This is a genomic window from Parasphingorhabdus sp., from assembly GCF_965233695.1.
Classification (GTDB): Bacteria; Pseudomonadota; Alphaproteobacteria; order Sphingomonadales; family Sphingomonadaceae; genus Parasphingorhabdus.
Genome location: NZ_OZ247497.1, coordinates 2815988 through 2831376 on the forward strand (window position 1 = coordinate 2815988; position 15389 = coordinate 2831376).

At 54.0% G+C, this 15389-nt stretch carries 15 protein-coding genes; 8 read left to right on the plus strand and 7 right to left on the minus strand.

The features are described 5' to 3' along the window. Positions 1 to 65 precede the first annotated feature (65 nt). From ACO6S1_RS13380 to ACO6S1_RS13400, 5 genes are all read left to right on the plus strand, one after another. Positions 66 to 1922: a FecR domain-containing protein gene (locus ACO6S1_RS13380; protein ID WP_422343134.1), complete on the plus strand. Its 1857-nt coding sequence runs from the start codon at positions 66 to 68 to the stop codon at positions 1920 to 1922. A 142-nt stretch (positions 1923 to 2064) separates the two neighbouring features. Beyond that, complete coding sequence (locus ACO6S1_RS13385) at positions 2065 to 4389, plus strand: EAL domain-containing protein (RefSeq protein ID WP_422343135.1); 2325 nt, start codon at positions 2065 to 2067, stop codon at positions 4387 to 4389. A 239-nt stretch (positions 4390 to 4628) separates the two neighbouring features. Beyond that, on the plus strand, positions 4629 to 5015 hold the full coding sequence (locus tag ACO6S1_RS13390) for a DUF6632 domain-containing protein (RefSeq protein ID WP_422343136.1): 387 nt from the start codon (positions 4629 to 4631) through the stop codon (positions 5013 to 5015). A gap of 78 nt (positions 5016 to 5093) precedes the next feature. Then, the gene (locus ACO6S1_RS13395) at positions 5094 to 5546 is read left to right on the plus strand and encodes a PaaI family thioesterase (RefSeq protein ID WP_422343137.1); all 453 of its coding nucleotides are present in this window, start codon (positions 5094 to 5096) and stop codon (positions 5544 to 5546) included. Between the two features lie 94 nt (positions 5547 to 5640). Continuing rightward, positions 5641 to 7365 carry a solute:sodium symporter family transporter gene (locus tag ACO6S1_RS13400; RefSeq protein WP_422343138.1) on the plus strand — a complete coding sequence of 575 codons (1725 nt, stop codon included), beginning with the start codon at positions 5641 to 5643 and terminating at the stop codon, positions 7363 to 7365. On the opposite strand, the gene ACO6S1_RS13405 is transcribed toward ACO6S1_RS13400, so the two are convergent. Beyond that, positions 7358 to 8293, minus strand: a complete 936-nt coding sequence (locus ACO6S1_RS13405; RefSeq protein ID WP_422343139.1) for a TauD/TfdA family dioxygenase — start codon at positions 8291 to 8293, stop codon at positions 7358 to 7360. The two genes, ACO6S1_RS13400 and ACO6S1_RS13405, sit on opposite strands and share 8 nt — an antisense overlap. A 3-nt stretch (positions 8294 to 8296) precedes the next feature. Beyond that, entirely contained in the window at positions 8297 to 9376 is a 1080-nt protein-coding gene (locus tag ACO6S1_RS13410) for a Gfo/Idh/MocA family protein (protein ID WP_422343140.1), read from the minus strand. Between the two features lie 427 nt (positions 9377 to 9803). Here ACO6S1_RS13410 and ACO6S1_RS13415 point away from each other — a divergent pair, with 427 nt between their 5' ends. Then, positions 9804 to 10748, plus strand: coding sequence for a cyclase family protein (locus tag ACO6S1_RS13415; protein ID WP_422343141.1), 945 nt, complete (start codon positions 9804 to 9806; stop codon positions 10746 to 10748). A gap of 12 nt (positions 10749 to 10760) precedes the next feature. On the opposite strand, the gene ACO6S1_RS13420 is transcribed toward ACO6S1_RS13415, so the two are convergent. Continuing rightward, positions 10761 to 11207 (minus strand): GFA family protein, encoded by a 447-nt coding sequence (locus ACO6S1_RS13420; protein ID WP_422343142.1) that lies wholly within the window; start codon positions 11205 to 11207, stop codon positions 10761 to 10763. 96 nt (positions 11208 to 11303) lie between these two features. Then, entirely contained in the window at positions 11304 to 11453 is a 150-nt protein-coding gene (locus ACO6S1_RS13425) for a hypothetical protein (protein ID WP_422343143.1), read from the minus strand. Positions 11454 to 11617: 164 nt separating this feature from the next. Here ACO6S1_RS13425 and ACO6S1_RS13430 point away from each other — a divergent pair, with 164 nt between their 5' ends. Next, a complete protein-coding gene (locus ACO6S1_RS13430) occupies positions 11618 to 13069 on the plus strand; it encodes an MFS transporter (protein ID WP_422343144.1) in 1452 nt (483 codons plus the stop codon). Here the strand turns inward: ACO6S1_RS13430 and ACO6S1_RS13435 are convergent. The 3 genes from ACO6S1_RS13435 to ACO6S1_RS13445 are packed head-to-tail and all read right to left on the minus strand — an operon-like array spanning position 13066 to position 14625. Continuing rightward, positions 13066 to 13500: a DoxX family protein gene (locus ACO6S1_RS13435; protein WP_422343145.1), complete on the minus strand. Its 435-nt coding sequence runs from the start codon at positions 13498 to 13500 to the stop codon at positions 13066 to 13068. The two genes, ACO6S1_RS13430 and ACO6S1_RS13435, sit on opposite strands and share 4 nt — an antisense overlap. Beyond that, on the minus strand, positions 13497 to 13925 hold the full coding sequence (locus tag ACO6S1_RS13440) for an ion channel (RefSeq protein WP_422343146.1): 429 nt from the start codon (positions 13923 to 13925) through the stop codon (positions 13497 to 13499). The genes ACO6S1_RS13435 and ACO6S1_RS13440 overlap by 4 nt, the downstream gene beginning before the upstream one ends. A 49-nt stretch (positions 13926 to 13974) precedes the next feature. Next, complete coding sequence (locus ACO6S1_RS13445; RefSeq protein ID WP_422343147.1) at positions 13975 to 14625, minus strand: hypothetical protein; 651 nt, start codon at positions 14623 to 14625, stop codon at positions 13975 to 13977. 84 nt (positions 14626 to 14709) lie between these two features. Between ACO6S1_RS13445 and ACO6S1_RS13450 the strand changes: the two genes are divergently transcribed. Next, entirely contained in the window at positions 14710 to 15174 is a 465-nt protein-coding gene (locus ACO6S1_RS13450) for a DUF3429 domain-containing protein (RefSeq protein WP_422343148.1), read from the plus strand. Positions 15175 to 15389: the final 215 nt, after the last annotated feature.

The window sequence follows — 15389 nt, forward strand, 5'->3', positions numbered from 1 at the left end:
GTTTTTCTTATCTTCAAACCCGGGCCCTAAACAGCCAAGTTCAATATTAGTGAAGAGTTGTTGTTATGAGCCATCCAATTACCAAATCAATCGTTATTGCGGCACTATTGTCGAGCACTGCGGCCTATGCGGGTACGCCGGGCTGGCAAGTCTCCGAGATTAGCGGAAATGTGACCGTTGCGCGCCAAGGGGTGGTCAAAATCGCGCAACGTAAAACCACATTGGTGCCGGGCGATGTTATCAAAACCGGTCCAAAGGGGCGCGCTGTGTTGGCGCGGGGCGGCGAATATCTTGTGGTATCGCCCGCAACCCATATCGAAATTGCGGAGCCAGCGAAAAACGGCAAAGTCACGCAGATTATTGAATATCTGGGTAATGTACTATTCCGTATCGATAAAAAGGCGACGCCGCATTTCGGAGTGAAAACACCTTATATGGCTGCTGTGGTCAAAGGCACGACATTCAGCGTGTCCGTAAGTGCCAAAGGCACGGCCGTACAGGTAACAGAGGGCGCTGTTGAAGTGTCGACATTGGATGATGGCGCTTCCGAACTGGTAACCCCTGGCGTGATCGGCATGATCAATGCTGAAGATCCGTTTAGCCTCGTGGTCATTGATCAGGAACGGCGCGTGATTGAATCGCCAAACAAGCCGGAGCCGGAGATCAAGGGCAATGTGACGACCACATTAAAGCAACCGATATTGTCACCAGCTGCTGCCGGAGAGGAATCCGCACCGTCCGACTTGTCGGGCGTGGTTGCTGCTCCGATTGGTGAAGCAGGTGTTGAACTGGCGGGACTTACCAACGGACTAATTCGCGGTGACGTGGGCTATAACAATTTTGCCTTGATTGAAAATACCGAGCAATCGGTCGGTGTCGGCGACAATGCATATGGCAATATCGGCGGCGAAGATAATACAATAAATAACGATAGCGGGAATAACGACAATCAGAGCGGAGAAGCTCAGGGCAGCGAAGACCAGGGCGGCAATAATCAGGGCAACGACAACCAGGGTGGAGAAGCCCGGGGTGGACAAGGTCAAGGCAACGACAATCAGAGCGGAGAAGCTCAGGGCAACGAAGACCAGGGCGGCAATAATCAGGGCAATGATAACCAGGGTGGAGAAGCCCGGGGTGGACAGGGTCAAGGCAACGACAATCAGAGCGGAGAAGCTCAGGGCAACGAAGACCAGGGCGGCAATAATCAGGGCAATGATAACCAGGGTGGAGAAGCCCGGGGTGGACAGGGTCAAGGCAACGATAACCAGAACGAAGCAGCCCAGGGCGGAGGCTTCCAAGGCGCCGATAAAGTGGTAGATATCAATCTAATCAATCAGCCGGGCGACAATGGCAACGGTAACGGCAACGGCAACGGAAACGGAAACGGTAACGGTAACGGCAATAGCGCAACTGATGCCGACATCGACATCGGAAACAATGGCAACGGCAACGGCAATGGTAACGGCAACGGCAACGGCAATGGCAATGGCAATAGCGCCACTGACGCTGACATCGGTATCGAAGTTGGCAACGGCAACGGTAACGGTAACGGTAACGGTAACGGTAACGGCAATAGCGGCTCTGATGCTAACATCGGTATCGAAGTTGGTAACGGCAACGGCAATGGCAACGGCAACGGCAATGGCAACGGCAACGGTAACGGCAATAGCGCCACTGACGCTGACATCGGTATCGAAGTTGGCAACGGCAATAGCGCAACTGATGCCGACATCGACATCGGAAACAATGGCAACGGCAACGGTAACGGTAACGGTAATGGCGCCAATAATATCGAGATTGACATCGGCATCGACAATGGCCTGGCTGGCAATGAGCTTGACAGCATTGAAGACATCGTTCCCGGACGCGGTAATGGCAATGGCAACGGCGCCAGCAAGGGGCAGGGTAACGCTGACCGATAGGATTACCGATCCGGCCAGTCGCTGAGAGAAAAAGCATCTGTGTTTAAACAGATGCGGCCGGATTTTTCCTCCTCATTGCAAGGTTAACGTAAAATAGACGCATATATTCTACAAACAGTTCAGATCTGTTTGTGGAGATATTTTGAAAGCCATTTTTACCTTTTTTGGCGCCCATCCTTCATGGCGCGTTTTTCTGGCCTGGGCGGTTGCGCTTTTGGCAGCGCTGGCTTTGCCGCTTGCCGGCGTTGGCGGCGAGGTTGATCGGCAATTACAGAATATGCGAGCCAACCTGCTGGAAAAACCGGCATCCGGCGAAATTGCCATTGTCGAAATTGATGCAAAGTCCATTCAGGCGCTGGAGAGCTGGCCATGGCCCCGTACATATTATGCGACACTGGTTGATAAATTGTCGGCAGCCGGTGTCGCGCAGATTGCGTTTGATGTCGATTTCTCGTCACATTCGACGCCCGATCAGGATGGCAGATTTGCAACGGCGCTGGAAAACGCGAATACAGCGATTATTTTGCCAACCTTCAAACAGAAAGAAAGCACGACAGAAGCCGGATATGTTGAAAGCTTGCCGATAGAATTGCTGCGTGAACATAGCATTCTCGCGTCGGTAAATGTCCATCCCGACAAAAACGGGCAGTTGAACGATTACAGCTATGGTACGATAACGGACAATATGGTGCGCCCTTCACTGGCCAGTATGGTCGCTGAAGCCTCCGGCCATATCAACAAGACATTTGCAATCGACCAGTCGATCGATCCGGCGACCATCCCGCGCTATAGCTTTGTCGATATCCTGCAGTCGGAGCAGCCGGATCCTTCCCTGAAAGGCAAAAAAATAATGATTGGGGCCACGGCAATCGAGCTGGGCGACCGCTATCCGATCAGCCGCTATGGAGTGGTGCCGGGCGTTGTGATTCAAGCAATGGCTGCCGAAACACTTGTGCAAGGGACCAACATGGCAGACATCGGATTTCTGCCTCCGCTGCTGTTGGTCGCTGCTGCGTTGCTGGTCTGGTTAGGGAAACATTTTGACCATAACAAAAGCATGGTGCCTGTTATTGCGCTCCTTGGCGTCTGTTTGTTCGCCGCGATTTTAGTCGCTGAATATCTGGGCTTGCTTACTTTTTCCAATTTTCCGGCAATGTTTTTTCTGGGTATTTTTCTGCTAGTCGAGAAATTCCTGAGAACCAGCTTTGCTCTAACCCGCAGCCAGTTTTCCAATGCAGATAGCGATTTGCCCAACGAGGCGGCGTTGTCGCAATTTCTTGCTGGTCAGGGGAGCCGCAACATCGCGGTCGCATATCTGTCCGATTTTCGTGAACTACTGGTCGTGACTAACAACGACATGCGCTTCAATCTTTTTAAAAATCTTGCCGACCGTCTCAAATTCCTGGCTGAAGACGAGCGGATTTTCCATCTGGAAACTGATATGATCGGCTGGGTGATAAAAGAGGATTATAAAGATGATATCGCGGGTCATTTTGACACCGCTGTTGCGCTGTTCCAATCGCCCGTCATGGCAGGAGAAACGAAGATAACGTTGCGCGCCCATTTTGGCGTTAGCGGGGATTCAATTGACAAGGCAAAAATAGCCGCCGAGCAGGCAATCATCAAAGGCTTGCGCTGGGCATTGCATGATGAAGAGGCTGACCGCGCAATTGGTCAGAAACAGAATCTGCTTGTTGAATTGGAACAGGCTGTCGAGAGTGGTGATATCCATTTGGTCTACCAGCCAAAATGGAATCTCCAGAAAAACAAGCTGGACGGCGCCGAGGCGCTGGTTCGCTGGCAGCATCCGGTAAGAGGGATGATAAGCCCTGAAATATTCATACCGATATTGGAAGGTGCTGGCAGGATTGATAAACTTACTCTCCATGTTCTGCAAACTGCGCTGGATGATCTGTCAATATGGAGCGCGCAGCAGCCGGGCCTAAGCTGCTCTGTCAATATTTCTGCGCAGCTGCTGAGTGACGACAGCTTTATTGACCAAGCGATCGCAATGGTCGGCGCGGCAAATATACAAGGCGGACATGTCATATTTGAAGTGACCGAGACCGCTGCCTTGGCTGATCTGCAAATGTCTATTCTGGCGCTTGAGCGTATCCGCGAGGCCGGTATCAGCGTGTCGATTGACGACTATGGCACGGGCCAATCGACGATGAGCTATCTGCAACGGCTGCCCATTGATGAAATCAAGATTGATCAAAGCTTTGTCAAAACCATGATGAGCCATGATTCCAACCGTCTGATGGTAAAATCAACCATCGAGCTGGCCAAGGCGTTGAAACTGAATGTTGTCGCCGAAGGCATTGAAGATCAAACTTGCATGGATATGCTCAGCAGTCTCCACTGTGATGTCGGGCAAGGCTGGCATATCTCTAAACCTGTCTCATCTGACGAATTTCTGGGCACATGGTTGGGAGATAGCATGATGGAAAAATCCGCACGCGGCTGAGCAATTGGATTGCCAGATTGCCAGATTGCCAGATCGCCAGATCGCCAGATTTGAAGATGAAATGTTGGTGTCCCCAGGCTTTCCCTCGCGTTGTATCTTGAATAGCGTTCCGGCCGAACGAAGGGTCGGGAATTAGAAACGCTGATTTCGCCAGCGATATCGCCACGTCACGCCGCCCATTTGCTTTCCACCACCATCAGGCCTAGCCTTTCTCCAGGGTCGCCTTGAGGGAGGCGTATATGATCGGACGTTATAGCTATTTACAGGTCGCTTTGGTGCTATTTGGGGCAATTTTCTGCCTGATCTATCCGCTCGCGCTGGTTTGGCCATCGGGATGGATGTGGCATGAAGGCGCGCCGCAGGCTTCGCATTATTACATGATGATTGTCGGGGTTTACGCAACGTTGGGGATATTCCTGATCCGTGCGGCTGCCAATCCGCTGGCGCATCGCTCGCTCATCTGGTTCACCGTATGGTCGAGCGTGGTCCATGCCGGGATCATGGCGGTGCAATCGCTGCAAAATCCAGAACATATGGGGCATATGCTGGGCGATGTTCCGGCGCTGTTGCTGGTCGCGCTCGTGCTTGGACTATTGTTGCGCGGAGCCAAAGAAGACAGGGTCTAGCAGTCAGAGACTATCACAAACTCGCATTCCCCTTTGCCGCCCGCAGTGTAACTTTGGCGGTCAAAGGAGGATGCGCTGATGCAAACTGACACAAACACCGTCCAGACCGAAAAATATAGCGTGCCCTTTGTCGAGCGGACCGGCATGCGGCCGCTTGAGAAACGGGCTGGTTTTGTGAATATGCTGATGCCGCTTGCCGGGAATGAAAATCATGTCGGGGTCATGTATATGGGCGCCTTCACCGTGCTGGCCGAGGCAGCGGCCGCGACGCCGGCGATTGATTTTCTCGACAAGAAACGCTTTTTCCCGATCATCAAGGACTTGTTCGTCGATTTTCGCAAACCGGCGAACAGCGATGTCACGGCGGAATATAGTTTGAGTGATGCGGAAATTGCCGATCTGCAAGCCGATCTGGAGCGCAAGGGCTCGGCTGGCTATCTCGCTGAGATACCGATCAAGGATGCCGATGGCGTGACAGTCGCGGAGGCCAAGGTGACAGTGAAATTGCTGAGCCACGGGTTTAAGAAATAAGGGCGTGTTTCCCGGGGGTTGGTGCAGGCCAGCGCAGAGACGATGAACATATCCCGATATTGCAATATCTTACAATAGTGCGCAGTAACCCAGCATGCAAAATGCGAATCTGCTATTCACGCTCGCCAGCTGCGTCTTTTTCATGGGACTGGTGGCCTTTATTTCTTGGCGCAAGACGCGCGGCGGGGTGGATAGTCGTGATGGCTATTTTCTGGCCGGGCGCGGTCTGGGCAGCGTGTTTATCGCCGGATCGCTGCTGCTGACCAACCTTTCTGCGGAACAGCTCATAGGATTAAACGGGTCAGCCTATGGCTTCAATCTCAGCAGCATGGCGTGGGAGGTAACGGCGGCGGTTGCGACGATCGCGATGGCGCTGATATTCCTGCCCCGCTATCTCGCGGGAGCTTTCACCACGCTGCCCGAATTTCTTGCCGATCGTTTCGATGCCGATGTCCGCCGGATGTCGGTGGTCTTGTTCATGCTCGGCTATGGTTTGATCACCATCCCCTCGGTGCTCTATTCCGGCTCGATCGCGGTCATACAGCTATTTGATGTCCCCGGCCTGCTCGGCATATCCTATTTCGAGGCGCTGGTGGTAACGGTGCTGACGATTGGTGGTATCGGTTCCATCTATGCCATTTTCGGAGGCCTCAAGGCCGTGGCGGTGTCTGATACGATTAACGGCATCGGGCTGTTGATTATCGGTATACTGGTTCCGGTGCTGGGACTGATCGCATTGGGGGAAGGCGATTTCGGGCTGGGCCTGGACAAGCTGGTCAATGATCATCCGGAGAAGCTCGATGCGATTGGCGGCGCGGATGACCCCACGCCATTCGGTACCCTTTTCACCGGGATGCTTTTCGCCAATCTGTTCTACTGGTGCACCAACCAATATGTGATCCAGCGGACCTTGGGCGCATCCTCTCTCGCAGAGGGGCAGAAGGGCGTGCTGTTCTCCGGGTTTTTCAAGGTGCTGGTGCCGTTCATGATGATGATACCGGGCGTTATCGCCTTTCATCTTTACGGCCCCGGCCTCGGTTCGATTGATCAGGCCTATCCGCGGCTGATCAAAGACGTCATGCCGGTCTATCTGGCTGGCTTCTTTCTCGCGGTTCTTTTGGGGGCAGTGTTCAGTTCGTTCAATTCCCTGCTCAACAGCGCCGCTACCTTATTCTGTCTGGATGTCTACGGCCCATGGCGAAAAAATACGGCGAGCGATGCAGACCTAGTGCGGGTGGCCAAAATTGCCAGTATTGTCATTGCGCTATTCTCTTTCGTTGTCGCGCCACTGCTCTATTTCGCCGAACAAGGGCTATGGCAGATCATCCGCATTTTTACCGGCTTTTATAACATCCCGACCGTGGTGATTGTCATCATGGGCCTGTTTACCCGGCATGTGCCGGCAATTGGTGCGAAGATCGTGATCGTGTTTCATGTCACGGCCTATGCGCTGCTGCGCTTCGTATTTGATGAAGCAATCACGCTGCATTTCCTCCACCAATATGCCATCCTGTTTGTGATCGAGGTGATCATCATGCTGGTCGCCGGATATCTCCGCCCTCGCGAAACGCCGTGGAATTTCACCGTCAATGCGCAGGTCGACCTGAAACCGTGGCGCTTTGCGAAACCGCTGGCAGCGACGCTCTTTTCCTGCGTAGTGGCGCTCTATCTGCTGTTCTCGGAGATCGGTCTTGCCTCAGGCGGCGGTCTTGGCACGCTGTTCTATTCGCTGATGCTGACCATAGTGCTGGCCAATATCATCTATTGGAGCTGGGCGGCCAGATCGACAAGGGCGGCTGCTCCGGAACATGCTATTTGATAAGCGATGCCAACACCTTGCGCGTGCCGTTAAAAGGCCGTCTGCCATGCATGACCAGGAAATTGTCAACCAACGCCACATCGCCATCCTGCCATTGCAGGTCGTAGCTTAGCGCATCGGCGAGCTGGATTGCGCTCGCCATATTCTCGGCTTCAATCGGTGACCCATCGCCAAAACAGATAGATTTCGAGGGATCATTGCGCTTGTCCGCCCAGCCGCGATAAGCAGCAATCAGCTGGTTGAAGAACACCTTGCGCCCGTCTGGCAGCGTGCGCACTGCGTCCAGCCTCGGCGATGTGACGCGGAGCGTTCCGTCATGCTGCCATTCCCAATCATAGCCGAGCGCGCCTAGCCGTTTCTCCGCCGCAGCCTTGTCTTTGGCGTTCAGCGTGCTTTGCCAGCTGCGCCCCTGGCCGGAACCGGGATCATCCGCCGGCGGCATGACATTGGTGTAACGAACGCCCTTGTCTGCAAATGCCTCGACCAGTTGCGGTTCTGCCTCTTCCAGCTTGCTCAATAATATATCGGACCGGCACAGCGGCGTTGCACCGCCTTGGTCCGCGGCGATATTGCAATAGAAAAACAGTTTGGACGGATAGATTGGGGTTTGCGCCATTTCATGGTGGAGGAAAATGCTTGTTTCCGGAGGCGCCTCATTGGCCGTAAAGACACGGGGCGTGAGATTGATCCGTACCGCATTGGATAGAGACTCCTCATAAGGGAAATTCTCGGCTCCATAAGATTCAACCGCCGCATCGAAATCGTCCACCGCAGGGACAACAAAGCCGCGAAACAATATGGCTCCACTCTGCGCAAGTTGCGCGTCTACGTCATCCCGCTGGCTGGCAAGATAGTTGGCCAGACTCGCGTGACTGTCGGATGTGATGATTGCGGGGAACGCACTGTCGTTCCAGTTTTGCTGCTTCATTGCTTATCCTTTGCTGGCAAGGTCGGAGCTTAATTGTACCGGCAAACCCGTTTCGATGGATTCATGCGCTGCGGCACCGATCTCGACCGAGCGCAATCCGTCATGGGTTGATATTTCCGGCGCTGCACCGCTGGATAGAGCTTTGTGAAACTTGAGCAATTGGAAATAGGTTGCACCATGATGATCGCCCGCTTCCAAGGCTTGTTTTGGTGTTGCAACCGCTTCAATTACCGGCGCAGACCCATGGCGCGGTGACCAGGTCACATTGGCCGAAGGGATCCCGACCTCCAGCTTGCCCTTGTCACCGAGTGCATAAATCTGTTCCTGTTCCTCCGAGCCCTCGGCGAACATGCACAGGTCCAATACCGCACGGGTTCCCCTGGAAAACTCCAGTATCACATAGGCATTATCGAGAATATCCGGCGTTCTGCCGTCATAGCTTTCATCGAGATGATTCACATCCTGCCCGCCGGATGCAAATATTCGGACAGGTTCGTCCTGCAATATATGCCGCATCAGATCGAAAAAATGGCAGCATTTCTCGACCAATGTGCCTCCGGTATTTTCGCTGAACCGATTCCAGTCACCAACCTTGTGCAGGAAGGGAAAGCGGTGCTCGCGGATGGACAGCATTTTGACCGGACCGGTCATCCCGCTGTGCACTTGCTCGATAAACCGGGTGACCGGCGGCATATAGCGATACTCAAGACCGACCCACAACAGGTGCGGATGGTCCTGCGCGGCATGGTGTAATGCACGGGCATCATCGACCGTTGTGCACATGGGCTTTTCAAGCAGGATCGCGACGGGGTGCTTCATCACCTCCTGCATGATTTGAAAATGCCTGTGATTGGGCGCAGCAATGATGACGGCATCGATAGCTTCATGGGCCAGCATCTCTTGTGCATTGGCATAACAGACCGGATCGGCGCCGCATTTTTGCGCATGTTCGCGGGAATCTCTCAATGATCCGCTATCCGGGTCAGACAGCGCAACCAGAACTGCATCATCCAACAGAGCAATATTGCTAATATGCTCGCGACCCATCATCCCGGCACCGATAATCGCGTATCTTGTCTTCACCCGATATTGTTCTTTCAAAATATGTCCAAAGCTGACCCATCCAATGCCTTAATGCCTTCCAAAGGCAAGACATAAAGGTAACTTCCAATACGGATATTTCGATGATGAAGAAACGCATAAGATAACTATCGAACAAGCTGCCGGTGCTGAGTAGCCCTGACCGAGTTGTCACGCCAACGACGAAAGCGGAGATGACTCAATCCGCTTTCCTACAGCTATGCCCGTCTGTTATATTCTCGCCATGATCATCTCGATTCATCAATTTCGTCCTTGGCTTTGGCGGAACGGTTTGTCGCTCTCAACGCTCCATTCAACCGAATTTGACCACCATTTTACGTCTAATTTGTAGAATTTCTCGTGGCGAAAACATGGTCTGTTTGGTGAATAGGTTTTGACAATGCTAGGGATCGAAAAAGGGAGAGAGAATATGCGGGCTTTGGGATTGATTTTAGCGGCAGCTGCAACGCTGGCGGGACCGGCACTGGCACAAGAGGCCGAAAAAACCTGGTATCCGAGCAAATATGGCGCGGACGATACGAAGGGCGCGATGAACAACCTGTCGGAAGAGGGCACGGTCAATGCGGCGAAGCTGGTCAAGACCGGCAAAACCTATGCGCTGGGCGTGGTGACTGGTCCCACGACTCCAGCCTATCCGCCGCGATCTTATAGCGTAACGGTGCTGCAGAGCAATGACGGGCAGGGCGGATCAATGGGTGCGAACAAGGTCACTGCGCATGATGATATTATTCACAGCTGGGTCGGAATCGGGACACAGATTGACGGCTTTGCGCATATCGGAATCGACCATAAATATTATAACGGCGTGAAGGGCAGCGAGCTATATCAGCCTGCCGGCGTAACGAATTATGGCACGGAGACGATCCTGCCAACCGCCACGAGAGGCGTGTTGCTCGACATGACGAAATATTATGGCAAGGCGATGCTCGATCCCGGCACGGCGTTTAACCGAGCGGAGATCGATGCGGCAGCCAAGGCGGCTGGCGTAACGATAGGCAAGGGCGATGTCGTGCTGTTCCACACCGGCTGGATGACGAAAAGCGAGAGCGATCCGCAGGGCTTTATTGCGCAGCAGCCAGGGCTGGGCGTCGAGGGTGCGGAATATCTCGCGTCACTGGATGTCGTGATGGTTGGTGCGGATACCGCGGCGCTGGAAGCGATCCCGTTCGAGGATCCGACCAAGCCGTTTATTGTCCATCAGACCCTGCTGACCAAACATGGCGTACATATTTTGGAAAGCATCAACACGGCGGAACTGGCCAAGGACGGCGCGACCGAATTCATGTTTGTGCTGGGTCAGCCGCGGTTCAAGGGCGCGGTGCAGATGGTGATCAATCCGGTGGCGATCCGCTAGCGCGTTGAACGACTATTCCGGTTGCGGCGCGTATAGGGCTTCGACCTCTGCGCCGGTCAGATTGTTGGTCTGCTCGGCCAGGCTGTAATAGTCGGGCTTGTCATCTATATAGACCTGTGTGGTAAATTTCAGGCCCTCTTCATTGTCGAATATCGCGCTGGCGATCAGATATTGGCCGGGCTCTTTCAACCGGTAGAACAGATTGGTGCCGCAGGTCTTGCAGAAGCCGCGCTCGGCCCATTCGGAGGAGTTGTAGATGGCGATATGATCCTCGCCGGTCATGGTGACATTGGTGCCGCAATCCAGCTCAAAAGCCGGACCACCGCCCCAGCGCCGGCACATGCCGCAATGGCAGGCGCCAACCTCTGTGCTGGCCTGATGCGCGGTGATCTGGACCGCGCCGCACAGACAATGGCCGTGCCGCTTGGTGGTTTCCGGTGGCTCGGGGGCATCGGTCATCGTCGCTCTCCTGTTGATCCGTCTCGCGATTATATGCCGGAACGAGAGAGGATCAATTGACTTGGGTCAACACGCACGCAAGCGCTCCCAAAGCGATTATGACAGGGCCGGTATGATCCAGACAAAGGACATCGCGATCAGTGCGGCAAGCAGCGAAACCGCCAATACCCATCGCACCCCTTGCGGCCGGGTCTTGTTGCTGGCTTCCTTCTCTGTGACTAGTATTTCATCTCCATCGCGTTCCATTGGGCCTTCCTTCCAAAATTGCCCTCCGCGTTGAAGTATAGCACGATTCAGGCCGCGCTGCAGAGATTTGTTCGGGTACGCCAGCGCTTGTAAATAGGTCCAACCTGTTTAGGGTCTGCCATCAGAGCGCAACCAATAATGCGCCGTCAAGCTGAGGGGGGATTATGAACGCATCAGCGGTTGCCATGGATAGGAAGCCATCGATTGGGACGAAACTGGCTTATGGTTTTGGGTCTGTCGCCTACGGTATCAAAGACGGCGGGTTTCAGTATCTCCTCCTGCTATTTTACGCCCAGGTCATTGGCCTGAATGCCCAGCTGGTCGGGCTGGCGATCATGATAGCATTGATTGCAGACGCGCTCAGCGATCCGATTGTCGGCTATTGGTCGGACAATTTCCGGTCCAGATGGGGACGTCGTCATCCTTTCATGTATGCCGCGGCTGTACCCGTGGCGATCAGCTATTACTTCCTGTGGAATCCCCCCGAAAGCTGGAGCAATACGCAGCTCTTCTGGTACGTCTTGTTGCTTTCCATCCTCATCCGGACCTTCATCACCATTTATGAAACGCCCAGCACGGCGCTAGCACCAGAGATGACGCAGGATTATGATGAGCGCAGTTCGGTGATCAGTTTCCGCTGGTTCTTCGGTTGGCTTGGCGGCAATACCATGGCGATTGCGATGTTCATCCTGATCTTTCCCGCCTTCGTGACGGCGGCGATCAGCAATGGCCAATTCAACCGGGACGCTTATGCCCTCTATGGGTTCATCGCTTCGCTGGTGATGTTTTCGGCGATAATGATCTCGGCGATGGGAACCCATCATCTCATTCCCAAATTGCGGGCACCACCGGCCAAACGCAAGATCACACCGGGCCTGATGTTTCGGGAGATTTTTGAGACACTATCAAGCCGGTCCTTTGCGGCCCTGTTCTTTGCAAGTCTTTTGGGGTTCATCGCCTCCGGTGTTGCGGGCGGATTGAATTTCTATTTTGCCACCTATTTCTGGGGTTTTGCTCCAGAGCAGATCGGGCTCATTTCCATCAGCGTCACATTCTCCACCTTTATCGGACTGTTTCTGGCGCCCTATGTGACCCGCACAATCGGCAAGAAACGGGGTGCGATTATTGTCGGACTGATCGCCTTCATCGGCTCGCCTACCCCGATCATGCTGCGGGTTTTCGACATATTGCCGGGCAATGAATCGCCCTTTGTCTTCTGGTTTGTTCTGGTCGCTACAACAATCGATGTCGGCCTGATCATCTGTTACCAGATACTGGCCTCATCAATGATCGCTGATCTGGTTGAGCAGGCAGAACTGAAAACCGGGCGCCGTTCGGAAGGGATATTCTTTGCCGCGACAACCTTCATCCGCAAATGCGGTGTCGGCGTCGGGATCGTCCTGGCAAGTACCGTGCTGGGAATTGTGGGTTTGCAATCCGGTGCGGGGCAGGGAGATGTGTCTGTAGAGACGCTCTGGCGCCTCGGCGCAGTTTATGTTCCCCTGATCCTCGCACTGTGGATGACTATGATCGCGGTGATCAGCATGTACAAGCTAGACCGTGCGGGCCATGAAGAAAATCTGCGCCAGTTGAGAGAACGGGCGTCTGCCGATTAAACGCTTCTCGCCTTAAAGGGCCAGTTGATGACATTGCCGGCGATCAGTGCCCACCAGATAAAGACAGGTTGAAATAGCAATCGCGGGCCGTGATAGGCCCAGCTCGCAGCCTCTCCTCCAATAGCGATGTTGTTGACCGCATGGTTGACGTTCGCCGGATAGACGCACAGCGCATAGAGTGCCAGCCCAATACCCGCAGCATAGCGGATATGCGGGATCAGTTTGGGCGGTATGAGTAGGCCGATCGCGCCGGCTATTTCTGCCACGCCCGTCAGGAAAACAACCTGTTCCGGAAATGGGACCCAATCAGGCGTAATCGCCAAAAAGCCGCCGGGGCTTCTGATATGGGCGATGCCCGCGAGGAGATAGAAAACAGCCAGCAATATCCGAAAGCCTTTTCGCCAGAGAGTTTTTGAAATCTGGCTGCTCATCGGCTTCTCCCCATTCGCGCAACGACGGTAACAAAGAAGGCTGTGGACCAGCCCAGCAATATGATGCCGTTGACGCCTTCAATCGCGGCGACCATCCGCCAGGCTTCGGCAATCCCTTCATCATCATAGCCGGTAGTCGCGTAGGTAATGGTCGAAAAATAGACCGCGTCAGATAGTGTCGGCAAGGCATCGAGTAAGAGAAAGACAAAGGCATAGAGCCAAATCTCTAGACCGTGCAGAGCGAACAGTCCTAGCACCAGCAACAATGTCACGGATATCCCGCGTAGCGACATAGGGTGGATATGCTCTTCGGCTTCTTCGCGAGCCTCGACTCTCAAAAAGCGGGCAAGGGCGAATATGCCTGCGCCGTGAATGGTAACGGTCAATAGAACCATGATGGTGCTGACGAGGAGAGCGGGCAACATGGAGAGACTGTGCGCAACTATGGATGGCCGCGTCAAGCCATCTTTGTGTTCAATCGCCCCATGGCGGTGGTGGTGTCTCGACAGATTTGGCAAGGTCGAACTCGACCCGGAAGAAGCGGCCACCGGCCGTCTCGGGGCGGCGCAGTTCATAAGCAAAGCGTGCGTCCCGTTGGCCGGGCGGGCTGACTTCTACCGCCCAGGTGTTGGTCACGGATTGATCGAGACCCTCTGCCTTGAATAATGTGATGGACTCGTCATCGACGGGAAATTCCTGACGTTCTGCGGTTCCCTCTGAACTGGTATCGCCTCCATAATTGCTTACGGCATCAAGCGAGCCATCCTCGTGACGATGACGGTGTTTCAGGCGCAGACCATTCTCGGTTCGGGTGATAATCCATGTGCGTGACCGGTTCCAGCTTCCGTCGGCATTGCCAATATGAAAGGGAATCTGGATCTGTTTCTGATCGCAGGTCGCGACATGCATGATCATCGGTTGTCCCATCATCTCGGCGTCCGCTTCCTGATCAGACACAAGCTGCCCAGGATAAGCCTTGCCGCACAATATCGATAGGCGTTCAAAATAGACATCCTGCGCAGACGGCTCAGGGGCGCTGGGTGGATCGCCCGGCTCACAGGCGGATAGAGTCAGGGTGAATATGGCGGCGGATAGCAGGACGGTCGTTTTAAGTGTCTGTTTCATAGCATAAAGCGCTACACTTTATTGGTAGGAAGGGAAAGAGCCGGAACGGTGGCATTGCCAAACATATTCGGCTAATTGCGGCATATGTTGACTGATATCCCGAAAGCTCCGCGCCTGCTTGGTCTTGCCGGCCTTTTGCCACCACTCTTTTTGGCGCTCGCTACATTATGGGGGCCGCCGGAATGGCAATGGAGTGCTTTGGCAATCGCTTATGCCTATGCGGCGTTGATTTTCAGTTTTCTTGGCGGAATCTGGTGGGGACTAGCCGCGGCCCATAAAGACGCGCCCGGATGGATTTATATCGCGGCCGTTTTGCCGAGCCTGATAGCGCTGATAACATATGTGCCATGGATATTGGGCCTGTCATGGCCGGGTCCGTCAATGCTGCTACTGGGTTTGTGCATCATAGGATCGCCGCTGATTGACCAACGGCTGGTTATGGCAGGAGCAGAATCCGCATGGATGCTAAAGCTGCGTTGGATATTGTCGCTGGGATTGGGCTTTTTAACTTTGACAATGGCGGCCATTGTACTGGTTTCGACGCCTTAAAGGCTCGGATTGGCGTATCACGACAGTCACACGGTTTGCTAAGTTGTAAATAGGCTGCTATGGGCCGCAACAGCTAATAATCGCGTACGACGAAATTCTGGTTTCGCGCCCTCTTGGGTCGCATACTCTTTTTTCCTTTTTCTCGACGTTGGCCAACCCGTTTGACTCAGGCAAATCCGCTTGGGCCAAGCATAATTAAGTTATGAATAGGAATA